We start from the raw sequence: 26985 nt of genomic DNA, 5'->3' as shown, positions 1-26985 counted from the left end.
AGGCGGGGCAGTTTTTTGAAATACCGGAAACCAATTGTACTATGTTTAAGCAGCTTCTAAGTTGTTGTTTGCTGAGCGGCGCATCGCTGATGGCCATTGCACAAAGCGGGAATGAATACAGTCCTTCAGAGACTTTTAAACCCAATAGCTGGCTGGCCAGCTCGGCCACAAGAACAGCCACCGGAAGGCCGGGAGCTGCTTACTGGCAGAACCGGGCAGATTACAAGGTGACGGTGAGTTTCGACACGCTAACGAGAATCATTGCAGGTAAGGTTTCTATTCAGTACTTCAATAATAGTCCGGAAACATTGCCTTACCTCTGGCTCAAGCTTCCTCAGAACCGCTTTCGCAAAGACTCCAAAACAGCAGCCCTCACTCCGGTGAACGGAACAAGGTTCGGTGTTCAGGAGAATACAGATGGATTTTCGATCAGCAAGGTCTGGACAGGAGATCCAAAAAAGAACAGCGACAGCAGTCTGTATATGATTACGGACGAATACATGAAAATCAATCTGGCTGCACCTCTCAAGCCCGGAACATCTGTTTCATTGGGGATGGATTTCTCTTTCCTGCTTCCACGCAATGGTTCGGATTACATGGGTGTGCTGAATACAAAAAACGGAGCTGTTTATCAGGTATCACAATGGTTTCCGAAAATATCTGTCTATGACGATATACTGGGATGGAACATCTTTACAAACGGCTACTACATAGAACCCGGCAAACTCGATTACAGCATCACTGCGCCGGCTAACCTCATTGTTCAGGGAACCGGTGAGTTGATGAACCCTGCCGAAACGCTTACCGCCAAAGAACAGCAGCAATTGCTTCGTGCAATGAAAAGTGATTCTGTAATAACCATCCGTTCAGCCGGATCTATACAACAGCCCCGCGACGAAGGAAAGAAAACCCGCACATGGCGATTCCATGCAGACAATGTGGGCGATGCCATGTGGGCGGCCTCCGCAGCTTTTATCTGGGACGCCGTAAAAGTGGATCTGGGCGGCAACCGCACTGCCACTGCCATGACACTCTATCCCGTAGAATCCAGCGCAGCTGCATGGAGCAATGCCACTGCACACGCCAAAAAAATACTGGAATATTACTCCAGGCAATGGATACCCTATCCCTACAAAACAATGGCCGTGATCGGTGGGGGAGTAACCGGACTCGCCAGTTGCGGAGTTTCCTTTATTCAATATACGTCCACATTCGGGTCGAATGGATTATGGTCCAAACTGAATCATGAACTGGGACATAGCTGGTTCAATATCATGATCACCGGAAGCGCCCGCCAGAACTGGATGTGCGAAGGACTCAATTCTTTCATCAATGATCTCAGTGGCAAACATTTCAACGAACCGGCAGCATTCACCATCAAGGACGCCACAAGCTGGGTAGCCCGTACAAAAGAATTTCAACCGCTCACCGAACCATATGAACTGATTCTCTACGATAATTTTGCATTGCATGCTTATGTAAAGCCTGCACTGGCGCTGCATCTGCTGCGTACACAAGTATTGGGTTCAGAAAAATTCGATGCTGCATTCAGAGACTATATGCGCACCTGGGCATTCAAACATCCCAGCGGAGAGAACTTCTTCCGTTTCATGGAAGATCATTGTGGTGAAGATCTCAGCTGGTTCTGGAACGGATGGTTCAGAAATAACTGGAGGCTCGATCAGAGCATCGAAAAAGTGGAATACCTGAACAACAGTCCGGATAATGGCGCCTATATCACCATAAAGAACAGAGATAAAATGGCCATGCCCGTTGAAGTGGAAGTGCAGGAAGAAAACGGCAAAACAGCGCGCATGCGCCTGCCTGCGGAGGTGTGGTCGAAGCACAGGGAATGGACATTCCTGTATGCCAGCACTTCGCCCATTGTACGCATCAAACTCGATCCGGACAGGAATCTGCCTGATTACACCAGAAGCAATAATGTATGGGAAGGAAGCGGAAAGTAAGAATTGTTGCAACATATACAGGTAACAATCTCTTAATCTTGTCGTGAATCTATCCGGGGTAAATTGCGCCGGTAATACAATTTGGTTATGGACAGGGCATTGATCAGTAGTATTCAAAGCGGCTCCGAAACTGCTTTCCGCCAGGTGTATGATACGTTCCACCAGAAATTGTACGGGTATTTTCTGCAAAAGACCCGCAGTACCGACCTCAGCGGTGAACTGGTTCAGCTCACCTTCATCAAGCTCTGGCGTTTTCGCGCCAACCTCAATATCGAATTGCCTGTATCTCCCCAACTATTCCGCATCGCAAAAACCAGCATGATAGATCTGCTGCGCCAGAAAGCGGCATTGCGCATTGTTTCGCTCGAAGTGGTGCCGCAACCTGAAGAAGTGGAAGAACCTGCTTTGCTGGAAGGCGATGATCCGCTCGAAGTGATCCGCGAATCTATTTCCCAACTTCCTCCCGAACGCCGCAGGATCGTTGCATGGCGTCTCGAAGGTCTCACCAATTCTGAGATCGCCCATCAGCTTCACATCTCCAAAAAAACAGTGGAGAACCAACTCAACCGTGCATTGCGCGATCTTCGCAAGTTCAATGCAGAAGCCTCACTCGTGGCATTGGTGCTCACTCTGTATTAACTGATTGTTACCAGTGGGTGCAAACTTTCAGCAGCATCGTAATACTGGTGTATACGGATGAAAACATGGAAGTAACAATTGAACTGATCAGAAAATTCCTCGAAAACAAATGTACCCGTGAAGAAGCGGAACTGGTGTCGGCATATCTGACCGAACATCCTGATGCAATGGATCAGTTGTTGCCCGTAGCCGAGTGGGAGCAAACGCCCGCTGCACCGCAGGTAGAGGAAACTGTTGCTGAGCAGTGGTATGCAACTATCAGAAATGAAATGCCGGGTGTGGTAAAACCTTTGTTCAGCAGAGGGTGGATGCGTGTTGCTGCGGCTGTTGTGCTGCTGGCCGGCGCTTTTTCTTTGTACCGGTTGCTGCTTCCGGCAACACAGCAACAGCGTGCTGCAATGCCTGCAGAGGCAATTGCTGCAAAGCAAAAGGAGCAACATATCAGCAACAATAGCAGCCAAATAATTACGCATATTCTCGAAGATCAGTCGCGCGTTGATCTGTCGCCCGGCAGCGAAATTGTTTTTATGCAGCCGCTCGATAGCAACAAGCGCGATATACATCTCGAAGGCGAAGCCGTATTTCATGTTGCCAAAGACAAAGACCGTCCCTTTACCGTATACACACATAAATTTTCAACTACAGCGCTGGGAACCGTATTCCGTATCAAAGCCATTAACCATCAGAACCTGAGCTCCGTGAAACTGATCAGCGGTAAAGTGGTGGTAAAGGATCTCGGAAAAAAATCTGTTCCGGTATTTCTTCATCCGGGTGAAGAATGCAGGTTCAGCAACAAAGACAACCGTTTATTGCTCAGCAATGAATTCGAAGAAGAGGTTGTACGCGTACCGAAGATATCCATGAAACCCGCCACACGCCCGGCTGAGAACAATGAGATCAGTTTCAGCAACAGTGCACTCGAAGAAGTGCTGCTGAAACTCGGCGATCTCTATCAGGTGACTATCGATGCCAGCCAGGTTTCACTGACAGGCAGAACATTCACCGGATCATTTGCCAAAGATCAGCCCATCGAAGATGTGCTGTCTACCATTGCTGCACTCAATAATTTCAAAGTGCTGCATCAGGGCTCAGTGTATACATTGGGCAACCCTTAAAATCAAATTAGTCTGCCATAAAAAAATCTCCCGAAGGGGAGCAGGCATTGTATTGCTCAAAACAACCTTGTATGAAACAAATGTATCGATACTTACAACCAATCAGTCTGCTGCTGTTGCTGCTGGTGACCCAGCTTGCCATGGCGCAGGAAAAACAACCCGCCGTAAAAGGTATTGTCAGCAATCCGAAAGGCGAACCGCTCGAAGGCGTTTCTGTAATGGTGCAGGGCAAAGGAGAGTCCAATCCATTCAGCGCTTCAACGCAAACCAATGATAAAGGATTGTTTGTTTTCAACGTACTTCCCGAAGGTGGTCCATACGCTTTCACCTTCACATATGTGGGGCACGAAAAGAAAGTGCTCTCCGGTTATCAGTACAGGAAAAATGAAATGATCACTATCGCCGTGAAGCTGCAACCTGCTGCTTCTTCCATGAATGATGTGGTGGTAGTTGGTTATGGTACACAGAAAAAAGTAAACCTTACAGGGGCTGTGGATCAGGTGAGTGGCGATGTGTTCGACAACCGCTCTGTCCCCAACAGTTCACAGGGATTGCAGGGTGTGCTGCCCAACCTCAATATCATTATGGGTGATGGTAAACCTATTCAGTCGCCCTCGTTCAATATCCGCGGTAATACTTCTATCGGACAGCAGGGCAGCGCCCTGGTGCTGATAGATGGGGTAGAAGGCGATCCTGCAATGCTGAATCCCGCAGACATCGCAAGCGTTACTGTTTTGAAAGATGCAGCATCTGCTGCCATCTACGGTGCAAGAGGTGTGTTCGGCGTGGTGCTGATCACCACCCGCAATGCCAGCAAAGACAAAACCAGCGTAACCTACTCTGCCAATTACAGCATCAAGCAACCCACCACTGTCCCTGATTTTGTTACTGATGGCTACACGTTCGCCAAAATGTTCAATGAATCCTGGACGGCCTGGAACGATTATTCTCAAACACCGCAGAACGTAAACAAAACTGTTAAGTTCTCACCCGCTTATCTCGCAGAGTTTGAAAGACGCTCCAAAGATCCCAGTCTTCCCAAAACAGAAGTAGGAGCCAATGGTGAATACGTGTATTACGAAAGCACCGACTGGTACAAAGAACTCTATAAGAACCGCAACAGCTCCATGGAGCACAATGTTGCTTTCAGCGGAAGCAGCGGCAAGAGCAGCTTCATGGTTACCGGCCGTTACTTTGGTCAGGAAGGATTGTTCCGCTACAATTCTGACGACTACAAAATGTACAACTTCCGCGCCAAGGGATCTATTCAGCTCTATCCCTGGCTCACGATCGATAACAATACCGACTACTCCAACATGACCTACCATAACCCGCTCAACGTAGGCGAAGGTGGAGGTATCTGGCGCAATATCGGAGACGAAGGCCATAACATGGCTCCCATGTTCAACCCCGACGGAACCCTTACCTATTCTGCAGCCTACACCGTGGGCGATTTCTGGTATGGCAAAAACGGCATCGATATGACGCGCAGAGTGATCCGCAATACATCGGGTTTCACTGCCAGTTTTCTCAACAACAAACTGCGCATCAAAGGCGACTTCACCGTGCGCAATACAGATAACAACGAAAAGAGAACACGTGTACCGGTGCCGTACAGCCGCAAACCGGGAGTGATAGAGTATGTAGGAACCAACACTAACGATCTGCAGGAGACCACGCGCGAAACACAATACCTCGCTTCGAATATCTACGCAGAATACGAAACGAAGATCAAACGCGATCACTGGCTCAAAGCCATGGTAGGTTACAACTACGAGCAATCGACCTACAAAATGGTAGAAGCCAACAGAAATGATCTCATCAACAGAGATGCGCAGGATATCAACCTTGCACTCGGTCAATCCATCACCACCAAAGGTGAGTATGAAAGATGGGCCATCAATGGCGGATTCTTCCGTGTGAACTACGGTTTCAAAGACCGCTATCTGCTCGAAGTTAACGGCCGCTACGATGGCAGCTCCAAATTCCCTTCCAATGAGCGTTATGCTTTCTTCCCATCCATCTCTGCGGGATGGAGACTGAGCAACGAAAACTTCTGGAATGTACCGCGCACCATCATCACAGATGTGAAGATCCGCGCCAGCTACGGTTCGCTCGGTAACGGAAACATCAGACCTTATTCATTCCTCGAACAACTCAGAATTGAGCAGTCAGGAAGAGTGCTCAATGGTGTTCGTCCTCAAAAGACCGGACAACCGGGCGTGATCCCCGATGGCCTTACCTGGGAAACCGCTACCACGCAGAACCTTGGTCTGGATATGGCTTTCCTCTCCGGTCGCCTTTCTTTCTCCGGCGATGCTTATATCCGCAATACGAAAGATATGTTCACGCTCGGCATGCCACTGCCGAATGTATTCGGAACCGATGTGCCTAAAGGAAACTATGCAGACCTCCGTACCAAAGGCTGGGAGATCTCACTTGCATGGAGAGATAAATTCAATGTAGCATCAAAACCATTGTCGTATCAGATCCGTGTTATCCTCTCCGATTATCAGTCTGAAGTAACCCGCTTTAATAATCCCGACAAGAAACTCACCGGAACAGATAACTATTACGAAGGACAAAAACTCGGCGAGATCTGGGGATTTGTAACCGAAGGATATTTCACTGAAAAGAATATCGGCGATGCCAAATACATGAAACTGTACAAAGGCTCTACCAGCGGACAGTTCAAGCCCGGCGACATCAAATTCAAAGACCTCGATGGAAATGATACCATCAACACAGGAGCGAATACCGTATTCAATCCCGGCGATAGAAAAGTGATCGGTAATTCAACACCACGTTATTCATTCGGCATCAATATCGATCTCGACTGGAATGGTTTCTTCTTCTCTACTTTCTTCCAGGGCGTAGGCAGGCAGGATTGGTGGCCCGGCAAAGAAGCAGCAACATTCTGGGGACAATACAACCGACCATACAACAAGATCCCCAAATGGCAGCTCGGCAATATCTGGTCTGAAGAAAATCCTGAAGCATACCTGCCAAGATATCGTGGATATTCGGCGCAGAGTGGTGGAGCAACATTGGCAGAGCCTCAGACGAAATACCTTCAGAATGTAGCGTACATCCGTATGAAGAATATTCAGGTAGGATACAATCTCCCTGCAAAACTGATCGGTCGCATCGGCATGTCCTCTGCGAGATTCTATGTATCGGGAGAGAACCTCTGGAGCTGGTCTCCGTTCTATCGCATCACGCGTGATCTCGATATCGAGAACACCACCGAATCGGACAGAGTGCTTACAGACGGAAGGAATGGTAACGGAAACAACTATCCGATGCTGAAGAGTGTAACCTTCGGTCTGTCGGTTACCTTTTAAGAAATTGCTTTGATCAACATCATTAACAACAAGAATATGAAAAGATATTATTTCCTGCTGCTGGTATCGGGTGCATTGGTAACAGCATGTACCAAGCTCGATCAGGTACCGCAGGCCACGGCTTCGAGGGAAGCAGTGTTCAGCAGTGAAAAAGGACTGGAAGTATATGCCAATTCGTTTTACGATATCCTGCCCGATGCAAACGCCATCATCCGCAGCGACGAAATGAGTGATTACGGCGCACGCAGCCAGGCTCCTGATTTTCTGCGCGACGGATCATTCGGGCCACGCCAGAGCAGTGGCTGGGACTGGAAGCCGCTCCGCAACATCAACTACTTTCTGGAGAACAACAACAATGCGAATGTGCCTGCAGACGTACGCACACACTACAATGCCCTGGCCCGTTTTTTCCGTGCCGTATTCTACTTCGAGAAAGTGAAACGCTTCGGTAATGTGCCCTGGATCAGCCGCACTATGCGCATCGACGATCCATCGCTGTTCAATGGCCGCGACTCACGTAAAGTTGTGATGGACTCTGTGCTCGATGATCTCAACTATGCAGTCGCCAACCTGAGAGCGACAGACGATAAAACGCGCAGCCTCATTACACGCAATGTGGCGTATGCATTCAAATCGCGCATCTGCCTGTTCGAAGGAACATTCAGAAAATACCACAACACCGATGTATTTGCGAAAGACCTCGGCGCTACTGCCATCGACTGGCTCAAAGAAGCTGCCAGTGCAGCAGATAAAATAATAACGGGAGGAAGTTATTCACTCAACAGTGGCGGCCTGCTGAGCAGCGCGTACCGCACACTCTTCATCAGTCAGAAGCCGGTAGCCAATGAAGTGATACTGGCTGCGGTAGTAGATCCTGCACTCGGAGTATTCAACGATGCCAACTGGTGGTGGACGAGCGCCACATACGGAGCGCGTCTCAGCTTCACCCGCGACTTTGTAAACACTTACCTCAATATCGATGGAACGCCATTCACCGGCAAAGCCGGATACGAAACCATGGTGTTTGCCGATGAAGTGAAGAACCGCGATCTGCGCCTGCAGCAGACCATCCGCATGGGCGATTACAAAAGAACCAATGGCGGTAAACCTGAAGTGGCGCCACCGGTATTCTCCTACACGTACACAGGATACCAACCCATCAAGTTCTGTCTCGATGATGTATACTTCGATGGAGGCAGCCGCAACGATAACAGCATTCCCATGATCCGTTATGCAGAAGTGCTGCTGAACTACGCAGAAGCAAAAGCAGAGCTGGAAACATTGGGAGAAGGAAGTTTCTCAGACGCCGACTGGGCAAAAACAATCGGAGCGCTGCGTCAGCGTGCGGGCATCACAGGTGGCTTAACAGCCAAACCTGTTGCAGCAGATCCTTATCTCACTACGGTTTATTATCCGGGCCTCAGCGCCGTTCTGTCCGAAATCCGCCGTGAGCGCGGCATTGAGCTGGCCTTTGAAGGATTCCGGTTCTACGATCTCATGCGCTGGAAACTCGGCAAGCTCCTTACCAAAACATGGAACGGATTCTATGTTCCTGCAATCGATGTACCGATGGACCTGAATGGCGATAATATTATGGATGTTAGTTTCTATATTGTAGAGCCACCTAAAGAAGCGCAGCTCAAAGGTGTAACGTATATCAACGTTGCAGAAAAACTGCCAAAAGGTGAACTGAATCCACAACGCCTGAGTGAAGGAACCAAAGGTCAGCTGATCTGGCTGAACAATATTTCAAGATCATGGGACGAAGAGAAGAACTATCTCTATCCCATTCCTGAAGCAGACCTGCTGATGAATCCGAAACTCGGTCAGAATCCAAAATGGTAATTTCAAAATCAATAACAATCATTCCCTGATGAAAAGAATTACAGCCATCGCAACCTTGCTGATTTTACTGAGCACAGCGTTGCAGGCGCAGCAGATACGCATAGCGAGTTACAATCTCCGTTTCGATAATCCGAGAGACAGCGGCAACCTCTGGGTGAACCGTCAGCCTGTGATCAGTGCGCTGATACGCTTTCACAATTTCGACATCTTTGGTACGCAGGAAGGCCTGCGCCATCAGCTCGATACATTGGGGGCTTCGCTCAAAGCCTACACCTGGTACGGGCTTGGCCGCGATGATGGCAAATCGGCGGGAGAACACTCCGCCATCTTCTGGAAAAAAGAAAAGTATACACTGCTTGGCAAAGGCGATTTCTGGCTGTCTGAAACACCTGAGAAACCAGGACCTGGCTGGGATGCAAAGCTCAACCGTATTTGCACGTGGGTGCAGTTGCAGGATGTGAAGTCGAAGAAGAAATTCTTTGTATTCAATGTGCACTTCGATCATCAGGGTGTGAAAGCAAGAGAGGAAAGCGGTTCGCTGATTCTGCAGAAGATCAAAACCATTGCCGGCAATGCAGCAGTGATGCTCACCGGAGATTTCAACGGCGATCAGAAAAGCGGATGGTACCTCAATATCGCCAATTCAAAAACACTGCGCGACACTTATCGCGATGTGAAAGAACCTTATGAGAACAATGCTTCTTTCAATGGATTTGGAAGGCAGTCCGATGCCAACGGCATCATCGATCATATTTTTGTGACCAAACATTTCACTGTGCAACGCTGGGGTGTGTTAACGGATACCTATCACGGAAAATTCCCTTCGGATCACTTTCCGGTGATGGCAGATGTTACATTGAAATAAGTCCTGGGATTACAGATAGAAACTCATTTCTGGCTGATACATTCAAAAAGTCGTTCCGGTTCCGGGGCGGCTTTTTTGTTGAAATGAACTATAACATTTTCTTCACCTGTTCGTGCATGTAAGTACAGGCCTGCGTTCCATTGAATCGTTTGCATTTCATTAATAAACCGCTAAGTTTTCTTTAGTAAACTTCTGCACGCCATTTGATTCTATACCATCAGTACTTCAACATTCCTTTACAATATAAATTATAGGTTATGAAAACCCTGATATCTGTAGTAGCCCTGATACTGATTGTGGCAATTGGAATCGCCAGTTTTGTTTTCTTCCAATATGGCGTGTACAGGTTGTCTGCATTACTCACCATCTCCAGTTTCCTTGCAGTAAGCGGCTGGATTTACTACCTGATCCCTAAGAAAGAACATTTATTTCAGTAGAAGTATATAGATAAGATGTGTTAATTGTTGGTCCCGGTGCGCGCCGGGACTATTTTTTTGCAGTAGCTCATCGTTCGGACAACCAGCTGAGAAAAGCCGTTGATTTTTCTTTGCCGATCAGCAGATCATCCGGTGCCGGCACCTGCAAATGCACCAGCAACTTCCTTCCATAATAATGCTCTACTTCTTTCACTGCGCTGAAGTTGATGATGTACTGCCTGTTCAATCTGTAGAATTGCGAAGTTGCTAATTGCTCCTGCAACTGGTCGAGCGATTGCTGCACTGCGTATGTCTGTTTCTGAAAGCTCATGATCTGCGTGCTTTCGTTGCGCGAAAAGAAGAACGCGATCTGATCTGTGGGGATCGTTACGTATTTGTTGTTCTGGAAAACAAGGAAACTCTTCTTGCCTTCTTCTTTGCCGATTTTGCTGAAAAGAATACTGAGATCTGTCTGGTTATTTCGCTGGAAAAAATTGCCCAGCGCTTCCACTCTTTCGATGGCTTTCTGAAGATCTTCTTTGGAGAAGGGTTTGAGAATGTAATCGATGCCATTGGCTTTGATAGCATCCATGGCATATTCGCCATAGGCCGTGCAGAAGATAACCGGACAAGCCAGTTTCACCGATTTGAAAATATCGAAGCTGATGCCGTCTGCCAGCTGCACATCCATGAACACAAGATCCGTTGAATGGTCTTTGCTGAAATATCCGATGGCAGTTTCCACACTTTGCAGCTGAGCTGTAATCTGCCAGTCTGGCCTGAGCTGACCAATCAGCGCTGCCAGCGATTTTGCTGCTTTTATTTCATCTTCAACGATCACGATCTTCATAGAGCAAAGGTAGTTTTACAGTGAAGTATTTTTCCGTAGGAGTGATTTGAATTTCTTTACCCGCGAGATGCTGGTAACGTTGATTGATATTGTCGAGCCCGATGCCGGTACCAGCCTCCGGGTTGCGTTTGAGCTGCAATGTGTTCTCCACTACGAGATTGTTCCCTTCTGCAAAGATCCTGATCTGCAATGGCCGGTCGGTACTCACGATATTATGTTTCACTGCATTTTCCACCAGCAGTTGCAGCGTGAATGGAGGGATGCGGCAGTTATCCAGTTGCGGCTGCAATTGAATAGCTATTTCAAGTCCTTCTTCGAAGCGGGCTTTCAACAGAAAAATAAATGCGTTGAGTATTTTCAATTCTTCTGAAAGCGGTATCAGGTCCGATTTACGGCTTTCGAGCGTGAACCGGTAGAAGTCTGATAGTTTCAGAATAAATTCAACACTGTGTTTGTCGTTGCTCTCCACCATGTACTTGAGCGTGTTGAGGCTGTTGAACAGAAAGTGTGGATTCACCTGCTGACGCAGCAGTTCGTACTGCGCTGCCAGATTATCCATCTTCGATCTTTCCAGTGCAATGCTCACCTGCTGGTTGTGGTAATTCTGATATAGCAGGTGTATGAACATATAAAAAGTGAGGCTGATGAGAATACCCCGTACTTCAATCATCAGCATGGTGGCACCGAAATCGAGATGGCTCAGTATCAGCTGTTGCAAATAAGCCAGCATGAACATCAGCAGTATGCCTATGCCCAGTGTTTTCATCAGTCTGGTAACGGAGAATCCTTTCGCCAGGTCTTTCGATGAATAGGCAGGCAGCATGTATACGCTGTAGTACCAGACAAAGATGGAGAATATGAAGGTGATAGCGGAGTTCGCGAGCATTTCGTACAGATTGAAATGCCGCGATACCAGTTGGGGAAGCGCTATGATGATGGCCAGCAGTAGCGAGCTTCCCCAAATGATCGTATGAGATATTTTGAATGGCGGTGGTTTCATGAATGTATCGAAGATAGTTGTATTTCTACATTGATGTTGCCATTGGTGGCTTTCGAGTAAGGGCAGGTACGGTGTGCGGCTTCAATCACAGACCAGGCGGTGGCTTCATCCAGTCCGGGCAGGCTGATATTCAGTCTTGCCTGCAAAAAATAAGCATTGTCTGTGGTGCTGAGATCTACTTCTGCATCTACGGCTGTTTCCTGTGGCAGCCTTATTTTCAGCTGATGTGCGGCTATGTTCATGGCTCCGATGAAACAGGCAGACCAGCCTGCTGCAAACAATTGTTCAGGGTTGGTGCCATTGCCGGTGCCGGGTGATGAGAGTTTGATATCGAGTTTTCCGTCAGTGCTTTTGGCGGAACCGTCACGGCCTCCGATGGTATGTGTTTTACCTGTGTACAGTACCTTGTCTGTTGTTCTTACCTGATTGTTCATGATTGTAATTTTATTAGTTGATCATTGATTTTGTTGCTGCGATGATCTGCCCATTCTTTTTATTCTGTACAAAGGCGATCAGTTCATAATCTGCATTGCTGAAACCTGCGGGAGCTTTTATCCGGAGCCTTCCTTCAGGTTTACCTTCTTCCTGTATCAGTTGTCTTACGATCTGAACATGCGGAAGCATCCGGCCTTCATTCTCTCCGGCTGTTACTTTGCTGGACCCTTTTTTCTGTACCAGTGCGAGCAGGATATTCTTTCCGGAAATATCGCCATCGAATTGATAATGCAGTTCGATCTGATGATTGTTGTGCGTTGCATGAAGCGTGATACTGTAATCAGCTGCTTTGTTCAAAGCCTCATTGATGGCTTGTACGCTGGCTTGTGCATTAGAACCTACATGCTCTTTTTGTCCGTTTACAATCATCTGTGGTGTGTAGATGGTTTCCAGTCCCAGCCAGCTGGCATATTGCTGTTGCCTGATGGTGTAAGCCCTGTCACTGAATGTATCTTTCCATCCCTGATGATCCCAGTAATCTACATGATAGGAGAGGATGTAAAGGGGAGCATCGGTATTGTTCTGCTGCAACTCTTCAATCAGCAGATCCGCCGGCGGACAACTGGAGCAACCTTCCGAAGTGAATAATTCAACCACTGCGAATGGTTTTCCTGTTGCGGGTTTGGGCTGCATATCAGGTTGTGATGGCTGTGCCATGGTGCAGGATGCATACATGAATACCGATGCAAGGGCGATTGGTTTGGAGAGCTGTTTAATGATTTGCATATAAATTGTTTTGATTGTTTATTTAGCTAATGCTGCTGCTTCGAGAATGGCATTGGCGAATGCCAGCGGAGCTTCCTGGGGAGGATTGTGTCCGATGCCGCCAGGTAAATTGTGATGCACATACGGGCCTTTGAATTTTGCGGCATATACCGCAGGATCCGGATGTGGCGCGCCATTGGCATCGCCTTCCAATGTTACGGTTGGCACTGTGATGGCGGGAAATGTGGCGAGTTGCTTTTCCAGGGCATCGTATTTTGCTTCACCTTTTGCAAGGCCGAGACGCCAGCGGTAATTGCTGATCACGATGGCCACATGATCCGGATTATCGAACGATTGAGCCGAGCGGTCAAATGTTGCATCTGAAAACTTCCATTGCGGAGATGCCGATTGCCAGATCAGTTTGTTGAATGTCCGGCGATTGGCTGCATATCCTTTCTCTCCGCGTTCTGTGGCAAAGTAGAACTGATACCACCAGCTGAGTTCTGCCTGGGGCGAAAGTGGTTTTTGATTTGCCTGCTGACTGCCGATGAGATACCCGCTTACAGAAACAAGCGCCTTCACCCGCTCTGGTTTCAGAGCCGCTACAATATCCACCGTTCTTGCTCCCCAGTCGAATCCGCCGAGTATGGCTTTATCGATATGCAGGGCATCCATGAAATCGATCAGATCCTGCGCAAGGGCCGCCTGCTGACCATTGCGTGGAGCAGATGCCCGGAGGAAGCGGGTAGTTCCGTATCCTCGCAGATAAGGAACCAGTACGCGATAACCTTTTGCTGCCAGTATCGAAGCCACTTCTGTATAACTATGAATATCGTAAGGCCAGCCATGGAGCAGTATTACAGGCTCTCCGTTTTCCGGTCCTGCTTCTGCGTATCCAATATCGAGGATGGCTGTTTTTACCTGTTTGATTGTATCGAAGGAAGAGGATTGTAAAGCGGAGTTGTTCTGCGCATCTGCAAACTGATTGACTGTAAAAAAGATGAAACTGAATAAGGATGCGGTTCTCCACCAACGGCTGCTATCGGTCTTACTTTGTTGCATATGAAAATTATTTGTAGTGATGGTATTTTGTTAACTAAGCTCTGCGCGGTTGTGCAAAGGCAATTTCCTTTCTGCGATAATCCACAGGATAAAGTTTTCTGAACAGGGTGTAAGTAACTGTTACGATAACAGCTGCCACAATCGCATCTGCTGTTGCTGCAAATCCAAGTACAGCCAGTTTGGAGAAGAAAGCAAAAATGATATCGAAGAATACACCGGCAAATACCCATTCTTTCAGTCGGAGCAATCGGTTGGGAATTAACAGCACTGCTACTCCTGCGAGTTTGGCTACTCCGAGTATGTAAATGAAATGAGCAGGATAACCGAGCTGCAATGTGATATCCCATACGAGCGCATTCTTTGTGAGTTCGCATATGCCGCTGGCTCCAAACCATAAACTTGTTAGTGCGATGCCTGCATAGAAAAAAATGGTAGTTGATTTTGTGCTCATGTTGTATCTGTTTATTGTTGTTTGATAACACAAAATTGCAGCGCACAATTCCCCTGATTAAACATTATCCCGTGAAGTGGACAGATTAACCGGTGAACCGGACAATCAGGTACGGGCAATAAAAAACGCATGCACCGGTTGGGTGCATGCGTTCGCCTTGCATATATCTTATCGGTTACTTAGGTTGCTGTTGAAGAAAGGTCTCCACCAATTGTGCTGTGATGGCGGGTTGCGTGCTTCCTTTCTGGTAAGCGCAGATCTCGCCGAGCAGTTCTCCATGAATTCCGGGCAGGATAACCAGTTGTCCATTTGGCAGCAGCTGACTCAGTTCAAGCGCATGTGCGGCGGGAATGCCATCTTTATCGCCTGCCATGAACAATGCCGGGGCCTGAATTTTACGCACTGTTTCATCAGGAATATCGGAGAATGCTTTCATTCTGGAAACATCTCTGTTGAAGCTGGCCAGTAATGCTTTTGGATCGTTGTTGGCTTTGAGGAAGGCATCCTGCAAAGGTTTCGGCATATGGTTCAGCGTGGCGTGCTCGAAACCATCGAAGAAGCCGGCAGGCATCGCTGCGCGTTTGGTGAGGGCAGCAACCAGCACCAGTTTGTTCACCAGTTGCGGATTACGGATGGCGACCTGCATGGCTGTGGTGGCGCCATTGCTGAATCCCATAATGTCTGCACGTGCAATGTGCAATTGTTTCAATAATTCCGCAACATCATCCGCATCCTGCTCAAAGCTGAGGGGACGATCGATATCCGCCGTATGACCATGCGCCTGCAGTTCGATGGCAATTACCTGATGGTGTTTCGCCAGCAGCGGCAATATCCTCCCATACGTGCTTTCGATGGTAGATCCGCCGCCATGCAGCAAAACCAGAGGTGTGCCCTTGCCGTGGACCTCATAATACAATTTCAATCCATTTACATTGGCATATCTGCCAGGGGAAGTCTGTGCATTCATAGTTGAACAATTGAGTAGAATCAATACTAAGTTAATGAGGAAAGCCAGTTTTTTCATGTGTGGGAAATTGTTTCGGCAAACTTAGTTTTCTGCCATCGTTTAGATGGGGGGTAATTGCGACTGCGTACGGTAGTTTTGCGTCGAAATGCATTCATCTTTTCAAGATCCAAACTTGTGGGGGCAAAACCGAAAGTAAATTGTATGTTTATCCAAGCTTGTTGTAACACCAAACGAAACAAATGAAACGCACGAAACAACTCACCCTCTGTTGCCTGACGGCATTGCTCTGCTGTCTGTTCTTTACTGCTTCTGCACAGGAAACCGGAATTAAATTCGAACATGGCCTCAGCTGGAAAGAGATCAAAGAGAAAGCGAAACGTGAGAACAAATTCATCTTCATGGACTGCTTCACCACCTGGTGCGGTCCCTGTAAAATGATGAGTAAAGACATCTTCCCCCAGAAAGAAGTAGGTGATCTTTTCAACGAAAAATTCATCAACGTAAAAGCGCAGATCGATCAAACCGACAAGGATAATGAAGAAGTGAAACGCTTCTACGAAGATGCGGCTTTCATTGCCAAAGAATTCAATGTGCAGGCTTATCCCACCTTCCTGTATTTTACGCCCGATGGTAAACTGGTGCATCTGTTTGTGGGATCAACAAAGGAGGCGAAAGAGTTCATCGACGAATCGGTTAAAGCATTCGATCCGGCTACTCAATATTTCACACGCATGGAAAAGGAGATCAATGCAGCAGCAGGTAATGCCGATGCGTTGAGAAACCTTGCCATGGAAGCAAAGAATAAATATGATGGCATAAATGGTGCAACGCTTGCCGACGCCTATGTGAAAAGTGAGAAGAATATCTTCACCAAAGACAACCTCACTTTTCTGGATGAAATTGTGAAAAGCAGCAAGGGTGCAGGTTTCAGGGTTTATCTCGATCAGCCTGAAAAGGTGGATGCCATCATGGGAAAAGGATATTCGCAAATGAAGATCTCTCAACTGATCTTCATGGATGAAGGCGCTTACGACTGGCTCAATTCAAAAGGTACAAAAGAGCTGGAACCTGTTCGTAAAAGCATCACAGAGAAATATCCGGAGCATGCCGGTGTACTGATGGCGAGATTGAACATCCTTCATCTTCAATACAGCAAAAAAGGAGAAGAGCTGGTGAAGGCTGTAACTGAGTTGCTGAAGAAATATGGCAAACAGACATATCCTGCGGAACTGGCCAGTTATGCAAGATCAGTAGCGATGCTCAGCAACGATGCTGCAATGCTGAAGCAGGCATTGGGCTGGGCGAAAATGTCCACCGAAAATGGAGATGCCGGTCACCTGGCAGTATATGCTTCTCTACTGTACAAATCAGGTAAGAAACACGAGGGGATCACCGAAATGAAAAAAGCAGTGGCGCTGATCGGGAAAGACGAAAAGAAGTCGTTTATGCTGAGCTTCTGCCAGAACATGCTGGAGAAAATGGAGAAAGGGGAATCGATCTAAGCAACAAATTTTTGAACTGATTCAATAGGAGCGGCCTCACTGGCCGCTTTTTGCATAGGTGCCGGTCCCATGATCTCAATAATTGAAAATCAGGCTGCCAACCTGTTCCGGTGTTTTTAATTCCTCCCTCTTCTTATTACTGAATTTTTGTATTTTTATCCTGTTCAATCATCTCAACCTTTCCCTTTACGCAGACGATCCTGTGTGATGAAAATTTATGAACCTTACCCGCCTAAATAAACCAAACAACCAGAAGTATTAGTGCCTGCTGAGAACCTACATAATGAAAGGGAATTGCTGATCAGAATTGCAGATGGAGATGAAACTGCCTTTGCTGCAGTGTTTCATCATTATACAGCACGCCTGCACCTGCATGTAACCAGCATCGTTCGATCTGCCGCCGTTTCGGAAGAGATCATTCAGGAAACGTTTCTGCGTGTCTGGCTGAACCGCGATCAACTTCCGGGCATCGAGCATCCGCGGTCCTGGATCTTCGCCATCGCTTCGAATATCTGTTTCAATCACCTCCGTGCTCAATTGCGTACCGAGAAGCATCTCCGGGTACTGGCAGGGAGTGGAAGCGAAGTGGCGCCGGAGGCTCCGGCCAATGCGGAACTCAAAGAGATCCGGACAGCTATTCATGATGCAGTGGATCATTTATCCGGCCAGCGAAGACTGATCTGGCAGCTTTACCGCGATCAGGGACTGAAGCAGGCCGAGATTGCCACCCAACTCAATATTTCTGTTTCTACTGTCAAAAATACCATTGCCCAATCCCTCGAAATCATTCGCAAACACATGCGGAGCAAAGGTTTCTGGATTCCACTCTGTCTGCTGGAAGCTGTGCTGAAAATTTCTTCCAGAATCGGATAGTACCTTTTCCTTCTATCGGTTACTAAGTAATCAGGGCCGGAATTTCCGGTTCTCAATCTACCCATATGCAACAGCAAAGAACCAGGTATCTGCTGGAACGATATATTTCAGGTAAGCTGAGTGAAGATGAATGGAATGAATTGCAGCAGCTCTCTGAAACGTCTCAACTGCAGGTGCAGGAGACCATTCAGCAATGGCTCGAAAGCCGCGAGGCAGATACCGCCTATGATGCAGTAAACTGGCAACCCGTGATCGATAGGATCACCACTGCCGACAAGCAGCAGGGGCAGGCCACTGCGAAAGTGGTTCCGCTCTTCAAAAGAGCGTGGTTCAGGTATGCAGCCGCAGCGGTTGTTCTGGCAACCGGCATTGTGCTTTTCTGGCCTTCATCGAAGAGTGATAAAACGCAGATTGTGCAAGAGTCTAAGCCGGTAAAGCGCGATGTGCCACCGGGAAAGAATGGCGCCATTCTCACGTTGGCAGATGGTACGCAACTTGTGCTCGACAGTATGAACAATGGCCAGGTAGTGATTCAGAACGGCACGCATGTAGTGCTCAACGATGGCGAACTCAATTACTACACTGCCGACAGAAACGATGGTCAGATGGTGTACAATACCATGACCACACCTCGAGGCCGTCAATACAATGTAACACTGCCCGACGGTACAAAGGTTTTTCTAAATGCAGAGAGCACCATCCGCTTCCCCACGGCCTTTGCAGGCAACGAACGCAGGGTGGAAGTAACCGGCGAAGCCTATTTCGATGTGGCGAAGAATGCAGAGAAACCATTTAAAGTGAGCATCAATAACGAGATGGAAGTAGTGGTGATGGGAACGCGCTTCAATGTGAATGCCTATGCCGATGAGCCGATGATCAGCGCTACACTGATCGATGGAAGTGTACGCGTGGTGCACACTTCACCGAGGGGAGTGGCTTACATACTCAATCCTGGCCAGCAGGCCAGTCTGAAAACTGCCGATGCACAATCATCGTTGCAGGTGAAAGAAGTAGACCTCAGCGAAGTGACTGCCTGGAAAGACGGAGCCTTTGTTTTCAACGATGCCGATCTGCGCGCTGTGATGCGTCAGCTCGCCCGCTGGTACAATGTAGAAGTGGTGTACGAAGGCAATGTGCCACATGGAGAGTACAGAGGTAAAATCGGAAGAAGTCTCAGCCTTGTCGATGTGATGGAAGGGATCTCCGAGAAAAAACTGAATTACAGAATTGAAGGAAATAAGATCACCATATTACCCTAACCAAAAAAAATTGCCATTCACAAACTTGTTAGCTGACTGAACAGAAAAGAAAAAACCGGGTGCAAGATTGGAAGCCTTTGCCCGGTTCTCATTCTGGTAAGATCATAATTAGTACGACTGCTTATTCACTTAACCAAAACATTGCAAAAGTATGCAATTAAATGCTGTTGGGCGAAGGATTATATCCATGCCCGGAAACCTGCAGGAGACTGCAGCCCCAATGCATCCCTCTTCCGTTACGCTGTATGGCGGCAAGGGATGTGATACCGAAACTGCCATGGTGGAAGATAGAGGCGTACACAGAAGTTTTTATCGTTCCATCGATGGAACAACTGTGAATGCGATGAAGCTGATGATCATTTTTCTGCTGGCCGTTTTTCAGGTGAATGCCTATACCTCGGCTCAGACTGTTTCTTACTCAGCCCGGTCTGTATCTATTCCGGTAGTACTGAGTGCCTTCGAAAAGCAGACAGGCTATCTTTTCTTCTTCAAAAAAGAAGACCTGAATACCGTTAAACCGGTTTCAGTAGACCTGAAAAATGTTCCGCTTACCGAAGGCCTCGAGGCACTGCTGAAAGGTCTGCCGCTGAAATTTTCCATCAAGGGAAATACCGTTTTCATCAAAGCCGCCGATGTAGGCAGGATTATGGTGTACGGCGAAGACCCTGATCTGAAGCCCATTTCAGGAAGAATTACAGACAACAAGGGAGCACCTATTCCCGGTGTAAGCATTACGGTGAAGGGAACCAGCCGTGCCACCACTACCGATCTCAATGGTAAGTTCTCCATGGAAGTCCCTGATGATGCCGTTCTGGTTATCAGCAGTGTTTCTTACGAATCGCAAACCATCAACGTTAAAGGAAAATCTTCCTTCGATATTTCTCTCAAACAAAAGATCTCCGCCCTCGATGATTACATCGTTGTAGGGTATGGCTCTACCAAAGTAAAGGACCTCACCGGTTCTGTATCAACGGTGGATGTGAAAGAGATCAAAGACGCCCCATTCGTGAGCATCGATCAGGCGCTCACCGGAAAAGCTGCAGGGGTGCAGGTTGTGCAGGCCGACGGTTCACCCGGTGGTGTGGCCAAGATCCGCATCCGTGGCGGTACCTCACTCATGGGAAGCAATGATCCGCTCTACATTGTGGATGGAGTGCAGGTGCAGATCCAGAACCGCTATCTCCAGAATATGGCCGAAGCCGTGAACCCCATTGAAAGGTTCGGACAGGGAGATGTGGACAATTCTGTATCCGGATCCTTTGCGCGCGGCCTCAACAGTCTTGCCGGCTTGAACATCAACGACATTGAAAGTATTACTATCCTCAAAGATGCATCTGCAACTGCCATCTATGGTTCACGTGCTGCCAATGGCGTAGTGATCATCACTACCAAAAAAGGCAAGAACAACCAGAAGCCATTGCTGGAAGCGAATTATTATACGGGCGTTACTACTGCCATCAAACAGAAATTGCTGAACAAAGAACAGTACCTCACCGTTCTGAAAGAAGCGGCCACCAACCTCAATGAAGAGAGAGTGAAACGGGGATTGGCGCCATCCGCAAAAGCCAATAACATTCTGAACAATCCAGGTTTTCTCGGCGATGCGGATACAGACTGGCTGGGACTTGTGCTCCGTACCGGCATCACACAGAATGCAGACATCTCCGTTCGTGGCGGTGGAACCGGATCGCGCTACTACACATCACTGGCCTATCAGAAACAACAGGGTGCAGTGATGGGAACAGACTTTCAGCGCATCTCCGGAAAGATCAATCTCGACAATGAGATCACTTCCCGCCTCCGCGTGATCGCCAACCTCGATTACGGATTCACCAAGAACAATATCACCAACGGTATCTACACTCAGGCGCTTTTTGCACCTCCCACACAGAGACCCTACAATGCAGATGGAAGTGTGAATCAGTTCACCGGAAACACCATAGGAACTTATGATTACGTTGGATTCCAGAATCCAATGGCATTGCTGCAGGGAAAGAATGAAGGCAAGACCTCTGCATTGCTCGGATCACTCGCAGCCGAACTGGAGATACTCAAATCACTCAAGTTCCGCAGTGTGGTCTCTGTGAACTATACCAATTACCATCAGCTGAACTATATTCCCAGTTCTGCCATGATCTCTTCTCCCAGCGGTATATCTGCCTCTAATGGAGGTACCGGTTCTCAGTCGCAGACCGAACAAACCAACCTCTTCTATGAGAACACGCTTACATGGGATAAAGAATTCAATGAAGATCATCGCCTGAATGTAGTGGGAGGAACCACCTGGCAGAAAGATCGCTTCAATTCTTTCACAGCCAGTGCGCAAGGTTTCCCTGACGATAAATTTCTCAACAATCTTTCATCAGCTGCCATTCCGCTGGCGCCAACAGGTACATCCGGACAAAGCTCCCTGCTGAGCTTCTACATGCGCGCCAACTACTCGTTGATGGATAAATATCTCTTCACTTTCACCGGGCGCTCTGATGCCAGCTCCAAATTTCCGAAGACCAACCGTGTGGGATATTTCCCTTCCGGTGGTGTGGCATGGAGATTGTCTGAAGAGAAATTCCTGAAAAAAGTAAAATGGCTGGATGAGCTGAAACTGAGAGCCAGTGCAGGTTTGACGGGGACGCAGAATATCGGCGACAACTTGTTCTATACCCTCTATACTCCGGGTTCTTACAACAGGCAGAATGCCATGATCCCTACACAGCTAGGTAACGATAATATCAAATGGGAATCAACCCTGCAGAAAGACCTGGGGCTTGACTTCACTCTTTTCCGCGGCCGCCTCAGAGGCGCTATCGGCTACTACGAAAAGAAGACCGATGGATTGCTGATGGCCACCGTGGTACCACCATCTTCCTCTTACGGAAGTGTGATAGCCAACCTGGCTACCATCAACAACAAGGGGCTTGAAATAGATCTGCGTGCAGACATTATCCGTGGAAAAGATTTCCGCTGGAATGCTGCCGTGAATATTTCAGGCAACCGTTCCAAAGTGCTTGACATCGCTGCCGATTTTACTGACCCTGCAGGAAACCCTGCCGATGCAGAATACAATCTGGGCAACAGCATCGTACGAAAGGGTGAACCTATCGGCCTTTTCTACGGAGCCCGGTTCAAAGGCCTCATCAGAGATCAGAAACAGCTGGATGCATATAAGGTGGTGAACCCTTACTACATTTATTTCACACCATATCTGGGAATCGGCGATGCCGAATATGAAATGGATGGCGAAGGCAGTTACAAACGAGATATAATCGGCCATGCACAACCGAAATTCTTCGGCGGCATTACAAACACTTTCGATTACAGGAACTTCAACCTGATGGTGCTGTTCACCTACTCATATGGCAACGATGTGCTGTATCTGGCAGATGCGCAGAACAAATATGTGGAAGGTTATACCAATCACGGCATCAAGGCAATGGACAGATGGACGCCCACAAATCAGAATACTGACCGGCCCAGGTATGTACTCGGAAGCCAGTCCTACGCCTACACTTCAAGCAACGATGTTTACGATGCATCTTACATCAAACTCAAATCGATTGTGCTGAATTACAGATTCGGTCAGCAGTTGTTGCAGAAACTGAAAATGAAGGACCTGTCTGTGTATATGTCTGCCTCCAACCTGTTTGCGCTGACTTCCTATCCGGGCCCTGACCCTGAAGTGAGTGGTGATCCGTACAGTCTCATCAATGGCAGTACAGACAGCGGCACATTCCCTACAGTTAAACAATTCACCGCAGGTGTAAGGATCGGATTTTGATCATTCCTAAAAAACAGAATCAATGAAACAACTCAGATATATAGTTCCGGTACTGGCAGTGGCCATCGCCAGCTGCAATAAAGAGCTGGGCAAGTTGCCGGAGAATGCCAAGGTTGATGGCAATACCATCATCGACCAGAAAACAGCAAGAACCGGTCTGAATGGGGTGTACTACCAGTTTGCCAGTGTAAATTCAGACAGGCAAAGCACCACCAGATGGGGCAACAATGCAGTGCAGCCCGGCTTTTATGGAGGTCAGATCGTGTATGGATATGGAGATGCAAATGAAGAACTCAACCAGTACAGGAATACGGATGATAAATTCTGGTCGTACAGCTTCGGCATCGTGAATGCAGCCAATGGCGTTATCTCGGCAGTGGAAGCTTTGAACGATAATGCTTTCACAGACAATAACAAGAAGAACATACTGGCAGAAGCCCGCTTTCTCCGTGCCTACGGGCATTTCAAGCAGTTCAGCTATTACGGCATGTGGTGGGATCTGAACAGCGACAAAGGCGCATTGCTCCGCGATAAACTGGTGGTGCTGGGCAATATTCCCAAAAAGCGCAGCACAGTGGCCGAGACCTATAAATTCATTCTCGATGATCTGGATTATGCCATTGCAAACGGTCCGGAACCCACGCAGAATGTATATGCATCCAAATATGCAGCCATGCTGCTGAAAATGCGCGTGCTCATGAGCCATGGTCAGGCTGCAGATTATCAGCAGGTGATCAGCCTCGCCGATCAGATTATCGGAAGCAACAAATATGAACTGGAAGCGAAGCTCATCGATATATTCCGTGTGAAAGGATTGAGCAGCAAAGAAGTGATCCTCGGCATCAAACCTCAGGTTAATCAGGAAGCTTACTATTACAACTACAGCAGACAGTTCTGGCCGGGAGCATCCAGCATGTATGTTGCATCTGCCGAATTCAAAGCAATGTTGCAGAATGATCCGAGGGGTACATGGCTTGTTGGTTCAGAAAACCCTGAACGTGAGAACTCCTGGTACTTCCTGAAGTATATCGCCGAAGGCGGCAGTCCTTCCCAGACCACAGAAACCGGCTATGCTATGCGCCTTTCAGAAGTGCATCTGCTGAAGGCTGAAGCTATCGCCAGATCTGGCGGTAGCCTCACCGATGCAAAGACCATCCTGAAAAATGTGATGTCGCACGCACAGGTCACCAACTTCACGGAGGTTGACAATGCAACCACATCCGATGAAGTGATCAAACAGATCTATTTCGAAACTGTTCGCAATCTCAGTGTGGAAGATGGCATGGAATGGATGGCTCTGCTTCGCCTGCCATTCGCAACTGTTCAACAGCAGAAGCCAAGCATTACCGATAAGGTGCAGTACATTCAGCCAATTCCACATGATGAGCTGATCAACAATCCAATGTTTGGCGATCAGAATCCGGGCTATCAGCGCTAGTAAACCTTAACAAATACAGACGCCATGTTAAATGCAAAGCAAACAAGTGTAGCAGCAATGCTGATCTCATTCGCATTTGCCTGCCAGCAGCCTGTTGAAAAAAAAGCCAAAGCATCACTGGATGCAGACATAACCGGTCTCAAAGATTCGGTAGTGTATATTTCAGGATTGCAGGATAATGCTGAAAAATCAGATACCGTTAAAGTAACCAACGGAAAATTCCACTGGGAAGGCAACGTAACAGATCCGCGCAAAGTGTATATCAACACCAGCGAGCGATACATGGAACTGTTCATGGAGAATGCGCCCGTTCAGATAAAGGGCACGTACGATTCTCTCTACTACGCAAAAGTAACGGGCTCTGCTGCGCAGGATGAGTTTGTTGCATTCGACGAATCGCTGAAAGACCTCAACGATCCCATGTATGCACTCTTTCCAAAACTGCACGAAGCAAAAGATGAGCAGGTGAAAGCTGCACTCGAAACACGCATCGATTCTTTCCGCACAGCCAGGCGCGAGCGCACGAAAGACTATATCCGCAAACATCCTGCAAGTGCAGTAAGTGTGGCGCTGATCGAAGACATGGCCGTGATCGGAGAATTCGCTCCGCTCGACAGTCTCTACAAAGTACTCGATGCAACAGCGCAGCAGACCTACACCGGAAAGAAGCTGGCGCAACGCCTCGAAGTGCTGAAACGCAGCGCCATCGGGCAACCCATCAAAGACTTCACACAGAACGACAAGAACGGAAACCCGGTAAAGATCTCATCATTCAAAGGGAAATATATACTGGTAGATTTCTGGGCAAGCTGGTGTGGACCCTGCCGCGCAGAAAATCCGAATGTGCTGCTGGCCTATAACAAGTACAAAGGAAAAGGCTTCGATGTACTCGGCATCTCGCTCGACGATAAGGAAGATAAATGGAAAGAAGCCATCGAAAAAGATGGCATGCCCTGGACGCAGATCTCCGATCTCAAAGGTTACAGAAATGAGATTGCAGAATACTACGGCATCCAGGCTATTCCGAGTACTATGCTGCTCGATGCCAACGGAGTGATCATAGCGAAAGACCTCCGCGGAACTGCGCTTCATAACAAACTTGCAGAGATACTGCACTAAACAAAAACAGTCATGATCAAGCAAATAACAATTCTGGCCGGCATGGCCCTCACACATCAGCTGGCAACAGCACAGCTGAAACCCTTCACCATCGAAGGAACCATCAAAGGCGATCATAAAGGATACGTATATCTCAGTTATGGCACGGGTTCGAGATCTTCTCAACTCGACAGTGCACAGGTAAAGAATGGCAGATTCAGTTTCAGGGGAGAATTACCGCATGCAGTATCTGCCGGAATCTTTCTCAAAATGAGCAGGGTATGGACGGGCAACGAAGATGCAGGCAATGTTTACATCGAACCCGGCAATATGAAACTCAGTCTGGTAAAAGGTGATCTCAGACATGCAAAGCTCACCGGCTCTGCAGCACAGGCTGATGATGATCGGCTGGAAGCAGCTACAGCAGCGGCCCGCGTAAAACTTGAACCGCTCAGTAAAGCATTCTCCGCGCTGAATGAAAAATATATTGCTGCCATGAGGGCCAAAAAAGATGAAGCCACATTGGAGAAGATGAAAAAGGATCTGGATGCCATCAAAACTAAAATGGAACCGTATCAGGAGCAGATCTCAGAAGAGACCATTCAGTTCATCAAAAAGAATCCTGACTCATGGGTTACTGTTAACATGATGCGCTTTTACGTAAGTCAGATGAAAGTAGATGAAGGCGAAGCAGTATACGCAGCCATGCCTGCCGATAAACAGCAAAGCTCCCTCGGCAAAGAACTGAAGAAAGAGCTCGAAGGCATGCGCATGGGATCTCCCGGCAGCACTGCATTTGTGTTCAGCAAAAAAGATATCAATGGCGAAACGATCGATCTGGCCAGCCTCAAAGGCAAATATGTACTCATCGATTTCTGGGCCAGCTGGTGCGGTCCCTGCCGCAAAGGCAATCCGCATCTGAAATCGCTCTACGGAAAATACAAGGACAAAGGCTTCGAGATCATCGGTATTTCTGATGACGACAGCGATCACAATGCATGGAAGAAAGCAGTGGAGAAAGATGGCATCGGCATCTGGAAACATGCGCTGCGTGGTCTGGATATGGAGAAAGCCATGAAGGGCGAAGAGAACCCCAATGATATCAGTGATAAATATGGCATTCATTCGTTGCCTACCAAAATACTGATCGATCAGAATGGTGTTATCATTGGCCGTTACGGCGGTGGTGGTGAAGATGATGATGCGATGGATAAAAAACTGAAAGAGATCTTCGGAAGTTAGTAATGTTCATGTTCCATCATACTTGCGAGTTTTCAATGCGAACGGCCCCTGATGAAGGGGCCGTTTCTTTTGTACAG

21 protein-coding genes are annotated in these 26985 nt (G+C 47.9%); 14 read left to right on the top strand and 7 right to left on the bottom strand.

The window, feature by feature from the left end:
• Nucleotides 1–41: 41 nt before the first annotated feature.
• The 7 genes from HHL16_RS15705 (at nt 42) to HHL16_RS15675 (ending at nt 10212) form a co-directional block, all read left to right on the top strand.
• On the top strand, nt 42–1967 hold the full coding sequence (locus HHL16_RS15705) for a M1 family metallopeptidase (protein WP_169426128.1): 1926 nt from the start codon (nt 42–44) through the stop codon (nt 1965–1967).
• An 87-nt stretch (nt 1968–2054) separates the two neighbouring features.
• Entirely contained in the window at nt 2055–2606 is a 552-nt protein-coding gene (locus HHL16_RS15700) for a sigma-70 family RNA polymerase sigma factor (protein WP_169426127.1), read from the top strand.
• 65 nt (nt 2607–2671) lie between these two features.
• Nucleotides 2672–3721 carry a FecR family protein gene (locus HHL16_RS15695; protein WP_169426126.1) on the top strand — a complete coding sequence of 350 codons (1050 nt, stop codon included), beginning with the start codon at nt 2672–2674 and terminating at the stop codon, nt 3719–3721.
• Between the two features lie 71 nt (nt 3722–3792).
• Nucleotides 3793–7065, top strand: a complete 3273-nt coding sequence (locus HHL16_RS15690; protein WP_169426125.1) for a SusC/RagA family TonB-linked outer membrane protein — start codon at nt 3793–3795, stop codon at nt 7063–7065.
• 36 nt (nt 7066–7101) lie between these two features.
• On the top strand, nt 7102–8910 hold the full coding sequence (locus HHL16_RS15685; RefSeq protein ID WP_169426124.1) for a RagB/SusD family nutrient uptake outer membrane protein: 1809 nt from the start codon (nt 7102–7104) through the stop codon (nt 8908–8910).
• 28 nt (nt 8911–8938) lie between these two features.
• Complete coding sequence (locus HHL16_RS15680; protein WP_169426123.1) at nt 8939–9775, top strand: endonuclease/exonuclease/phosphatase family protein; 837 nt, start codon at nt 8939–8941, stop codon at nt 9773–9775.
• A 257-nt stretch (nt 9776–10032) separates the two neighbouring features.
• A complete protein-coding gene (locus tag HHL16_RS15675) occupies nt 10033–10212 on the top strand; it encodes a hypothetical protein (RefSeq protein WP_169426122.1) in 180 nt (59 codons plus the stop codon).
• A 67-nt stretch (nt 10213–10279) separates the two neighbouring features.
• Here the strand turns inward: HHL16_RS15675 and HHL16_RS15670 are convergent, their stop codons facing one another.
• From HHL16_RS15670 to HHL16_RS15640, 7 genes are all read right to left on the bottom strand, one after another.
• Nucleotides 10280–11041 (bottom strand): LytTR family DNA-binding domain-containing protein, encoded by a 762-nt coding sequence (locus HHL16_RS15670; RefSeq protein ID WP_169426121.1) that lies wholly within the window; start codon nt 11039–11041, stop codon nt 10280–10282.
• Entirely contained in the window at nt 11022–12041 is a 1020-nt protein-coding gene (locus tag HHL16_RS15665; RefSeq protein WP_169426120.1) for a histidine kinase, read from the bottom strand. Before HHL16_RS15665 ends, HHL16_RS15670 begins: the two co-directional genes overlap by 20 nt.
• The gene (locus tag HHL16_RS15660) at nt 12038–12475 is read right to left on the bottom strand and encodes an organic hydroperoxide resistance protein (protein WP_169426119.1); all 438 of its coding nucleotides are present in this window, start codon (nt 12473–12475) and stop codon (nt 12038–12040) included. Before HHL16_RS15660 ends, HHL16_RS15665 begins: the two co-directional genes overlap by 4 nt.
• A gap of 13 nt (nt 12476–12488) precedes the next feature.
• The gene (locus HHL16_RS15655) at nt 12489–13262 is read right to left on the bottom strand and encodes a DUF1223 domain-containing protein (protein WP_169426118.1); all 774 of its coding nucleotides are present in this window, start codon (nt 13260–13262) and stop codon (nt 12489–12491) included.
• Nucleotides 13263–13280: 18 nt separating this feature from the next.
• A complete protein-coding gene (locus tag HHL16_RS15650; protein ID WP_169426117.1) occupies nt 13281–14303 on the bottom strand; it encodes an alpha/beta hydrolase in 1023 nt (340 codons plus the stop codon).
• A 34-nt stretch (nt 14304–14337) separates the two neighbouring features.
• Nucleotides 14338–14754, bottom strand: coding sequence for a DoxX family protein (locus tag HHL16_RS15645; protein WP_169426116.1), 417 nt, complete (start codon nt 14752–14754; stop codon nt 14338–14340).
• Between the two features lie 175 nt (nt 14755–14929).
• A complete protein-coding gene (locus tag HHL16_RS15640; protein WP_169426115.1) occupies nt 14930–15721 on the bottom strand; it encodes an alpha/beta hydrolase in 792 nt (263 codons plus the stop codon).
• Nucleotides 15722–15960: 239 nt separating this feature from the next.
• Here HHL16_RS15640 and HHL16_RS15635 point away from each other — a divergent pair, with 239 nt between their 5' ends.
• The 7 genes from HHL16_RS15635 (at nt 15961) to HHL16_RS15605 (ending at nt 26908) form a co-directional block, all read left to right on the top strand.
• Nucleotides 15961–17223: a thioredoxin family protein gene (locus HHL16_RS15635; protein ID WP_169426114.1), complete on the top strand. Its 1263-nt coding sequence runs from the start codon at nt 15961–15963 to the stop codon at nt 17221–17223.
• A 294-nt stretch (nt 17224–17517) separates the two neighbouring features.
• Nucleotides 17518–18096 carry a sigma-70 family RNA polymerase sigma factor gene (locus tag HHL16_RS15630; RefSeq protein WP_169426113.1) on the top strand — a complete coding sequence of 193 codons (579 nt, stop codon included), beginning with the start codon at nt 17518–17520 and terminating at the stop codon, nt 18094–18096.
• Between the two features lie 65 nt (nt 18097–18161).
• Complete coding sequence (locus HHL16_RS15625; protein ID WP_169426112.1) at nt 18162–19355, top strand: FecR family protein; 1194 nt, start codon at nt 18162–18164, stop codon at nt 19353–19355.
• 151 nt (nt 19356–19506) lie between these two features.
• Nucleotides 19507–23130 carry a TonB-dependent receptor gene (locus tag HHL16_RS15620; protein WP_206022443.1) on the top strand — a complete coding sequence of 1208 codons (3624 nt, stop codon included), beginning with the start codon at nt 19507–19509 and terminating at the stop codon, nt 23128–23130.
• 22 nt (nt 23131–23152) lie between these two features.
• A complete protein-coding gene (locus tag HHL16_RS15615; RefSeq protein WP_169426111.1) occupies nt 23153–24568 on the top strand; it encodes a RagB/SusD family nutrient uptake outer membrane protein in 1416 nt (471 codons plus the stop codon).
• A 24-nt stretch (nt 24569–24592) separates the two neighbouring features.
• Complete coding sequence (locus HHL16_RS15610) at nt 24593–25687, top strand: TlpA disulfide reductase family protein (protein WP_169426110.1); 1095 nt, start codon at nt 24593–24595, stop codon at nt 25685–25687.
• A 12-nt stretch (nt 25688–25699) separates the two neighbouring features.
• The gene (locus HHL16_RS15605; RefSeq protein ID WP_169426109.1) at nt 25700–26908 is read left to right on the top strand and encodes a redoxin domain-containing protein; all 1209 of its coding nucleotides are present in this window, start codon (nt 25700–25702) and stop codon (nt 26906–26908) included.
• Nucleotides 26909–26985 lie beyond the last annotated feature (77 nt).

The organism is Pseudoflavitalea sp. G-6-1-2, assembly GCF_012927185.1.
GTDB lineage: Bacteria > Bacteroidota > Bacteroidia > Chitinophagales > Chitinophagaceae > Pseudobacter.
The sequence above is the reverse complement of the archived record's forward strand: the minus strand, read 5'-3'. Positions and strand labels throughout refer to the sequence as shown.

What these genes read in the sequence shown, in the direction of transcription:
- HHL16_RS15700 (WP_169426127.1), top strand. Translation starts at nt 2,055, where the DNA reads ATGGACAGGGCATTGATCAGTAGTATTCAAAGCGGCTCCGAAACTGCT.
- HHL16_RS15680 (WP_169426123.1), top strand. Translation starts at nt 8,939, where the DNA reads ATGAAAAGAATTACAGCCATCGCAACCTTGCTGATTTTACTGAGCACA.
- HHL16_RS15675 (WP_169426122.1), top strand. Translation starts at nt 10,033, where the DNA reads ATGAAAACCCTGATATCTGTAGTAGCCCTGATACTGATTGTGGCAATT.
- HHL16_RS15645 (WP_169426116.1), bottom strand. Translation starts at nt 14,754, where the DNA reads ATGAGCACAAAATCAACTACCATTTTTTTCTATGCAGGCATCGCACTA.
- HHL16_RS15615 (WP_169426111.1), top strand. Translation starts at nt 23,153, where the DNA reads ATGAAACAACTCAGATATATAGTTCCGGTACTGGCAGTGGCCATCGCC.
- HHL16_RS15685 (WP_169426124.1), top strand. Translation starts at nt 7,102, where the DNA reads ATGAAAAGATATTATTTCCTGCTGCTGGTATCGGGTGCATTGGTAACA.
- HHL16_RS15635 (WP_169426114.1), top strand. Translation starts at nt 15,961, where the DNA reads ATGAAACGCACGAAACAACTCACCCTCTGTTGCCTGACGGCATTGCTC.
- HHL16_RS15695 (WP_169426126.1), top strand. Translation starts at nt 2,672, where the DNA reads ATGGAAGTAACAATTGAACTGATCAGAAAATTCCTCGAAAACAAATGT.
- HHL16_RS15640 (WP_169426115.1), bottom strand. Translation starts at nt 15,721, where the DNA reads ATGAATGCACAGACTTCCCCTGGCAGATATGCCAATGTAAATGGATTG.
- HHL16_RS15655 (WP_169426118.1), bottom strand. Translation starts at nt 13,262, where the DNA reads ATGCAAATCATTAAACAGCTCTCCAAACCAATCGCCCTTGCATCGGTA.
- HHL16_RS15620 (WP_206022443.1), top strand. Translation starts at nt 19,507, where the DNA reads ATGCAATTAAATGCTGTTGGGCGAAGGATTATATCCATGCCCGGAAAC.
- HHL16_RS15650 (WP_169426117.1), bottom strand. Translation starts at nt 14,303, where the DNA reads ATGCAACAAAGTAAGACCGATAGCAGCCGTTGGTGGAGAACCGCATCC.
- HHL16_RS15705 (WP_169426128.1), top strand. Translation starts at nt 42, where the DNA reads ATGTTTAAGCAGCTTCTAAGTTGTTGTTTGCTGAGCGGCGCATCGCTG.
- HHL16_RS15605 (WP_169426109.1), top strand. Translation starts at nt 25,700, where the DNA reads ATGATCAAGCAAATAACAATTCTGGCCGGCATGGCCCTCACACATCAG.
- HHL16_RS15690 (WP_169426125.1), top strand. Translation starts at nt 3,793, where the DNA reads ATGAAACAAATGTATCGATACTTACAACCAATCAGTCTGCTGCTGTTG.
- HHL16_RS15665 (WP_169426120.1), bottom strand. Translation starts at nt 12,041, where the DNA reads ATGAAACCACCGCCATTCAAAATATCTCATACGATCATTTGGGGAAGC.
- HHL16_RS15625 (WP_169426112.1), top strand. Translation starts at nt 18,162, where the DNA reads ATGCAACAGCAAAGAACCAGGTATCTGCTGGAACGATATATTTCAGGT.
- HHL16_RS15660 (WP_169426119.1), bottom strand. Translation starts at nt 12,475, where the DNA reads ATGAACAATCAGGTAAGAACAACAGACAAGGTACTGTACACAGGTAAA.
- HHL16_RS15610 (WP_169426110.1), top strand. Translation starts at nt 24,593, where the DNA reads ATGTTAAATGCAAAGCAAACAAGTGTAGCAGCAATGCTGATCTCATTC.
- HHL16_RS15670 (WP_169426121.1), bottom strand. Translation starts at nt 11,041, where the DNA reads ATGAAGATCGTGATCGTTGAAGATGAAATAAAAGCAGCAAAATCGCTG.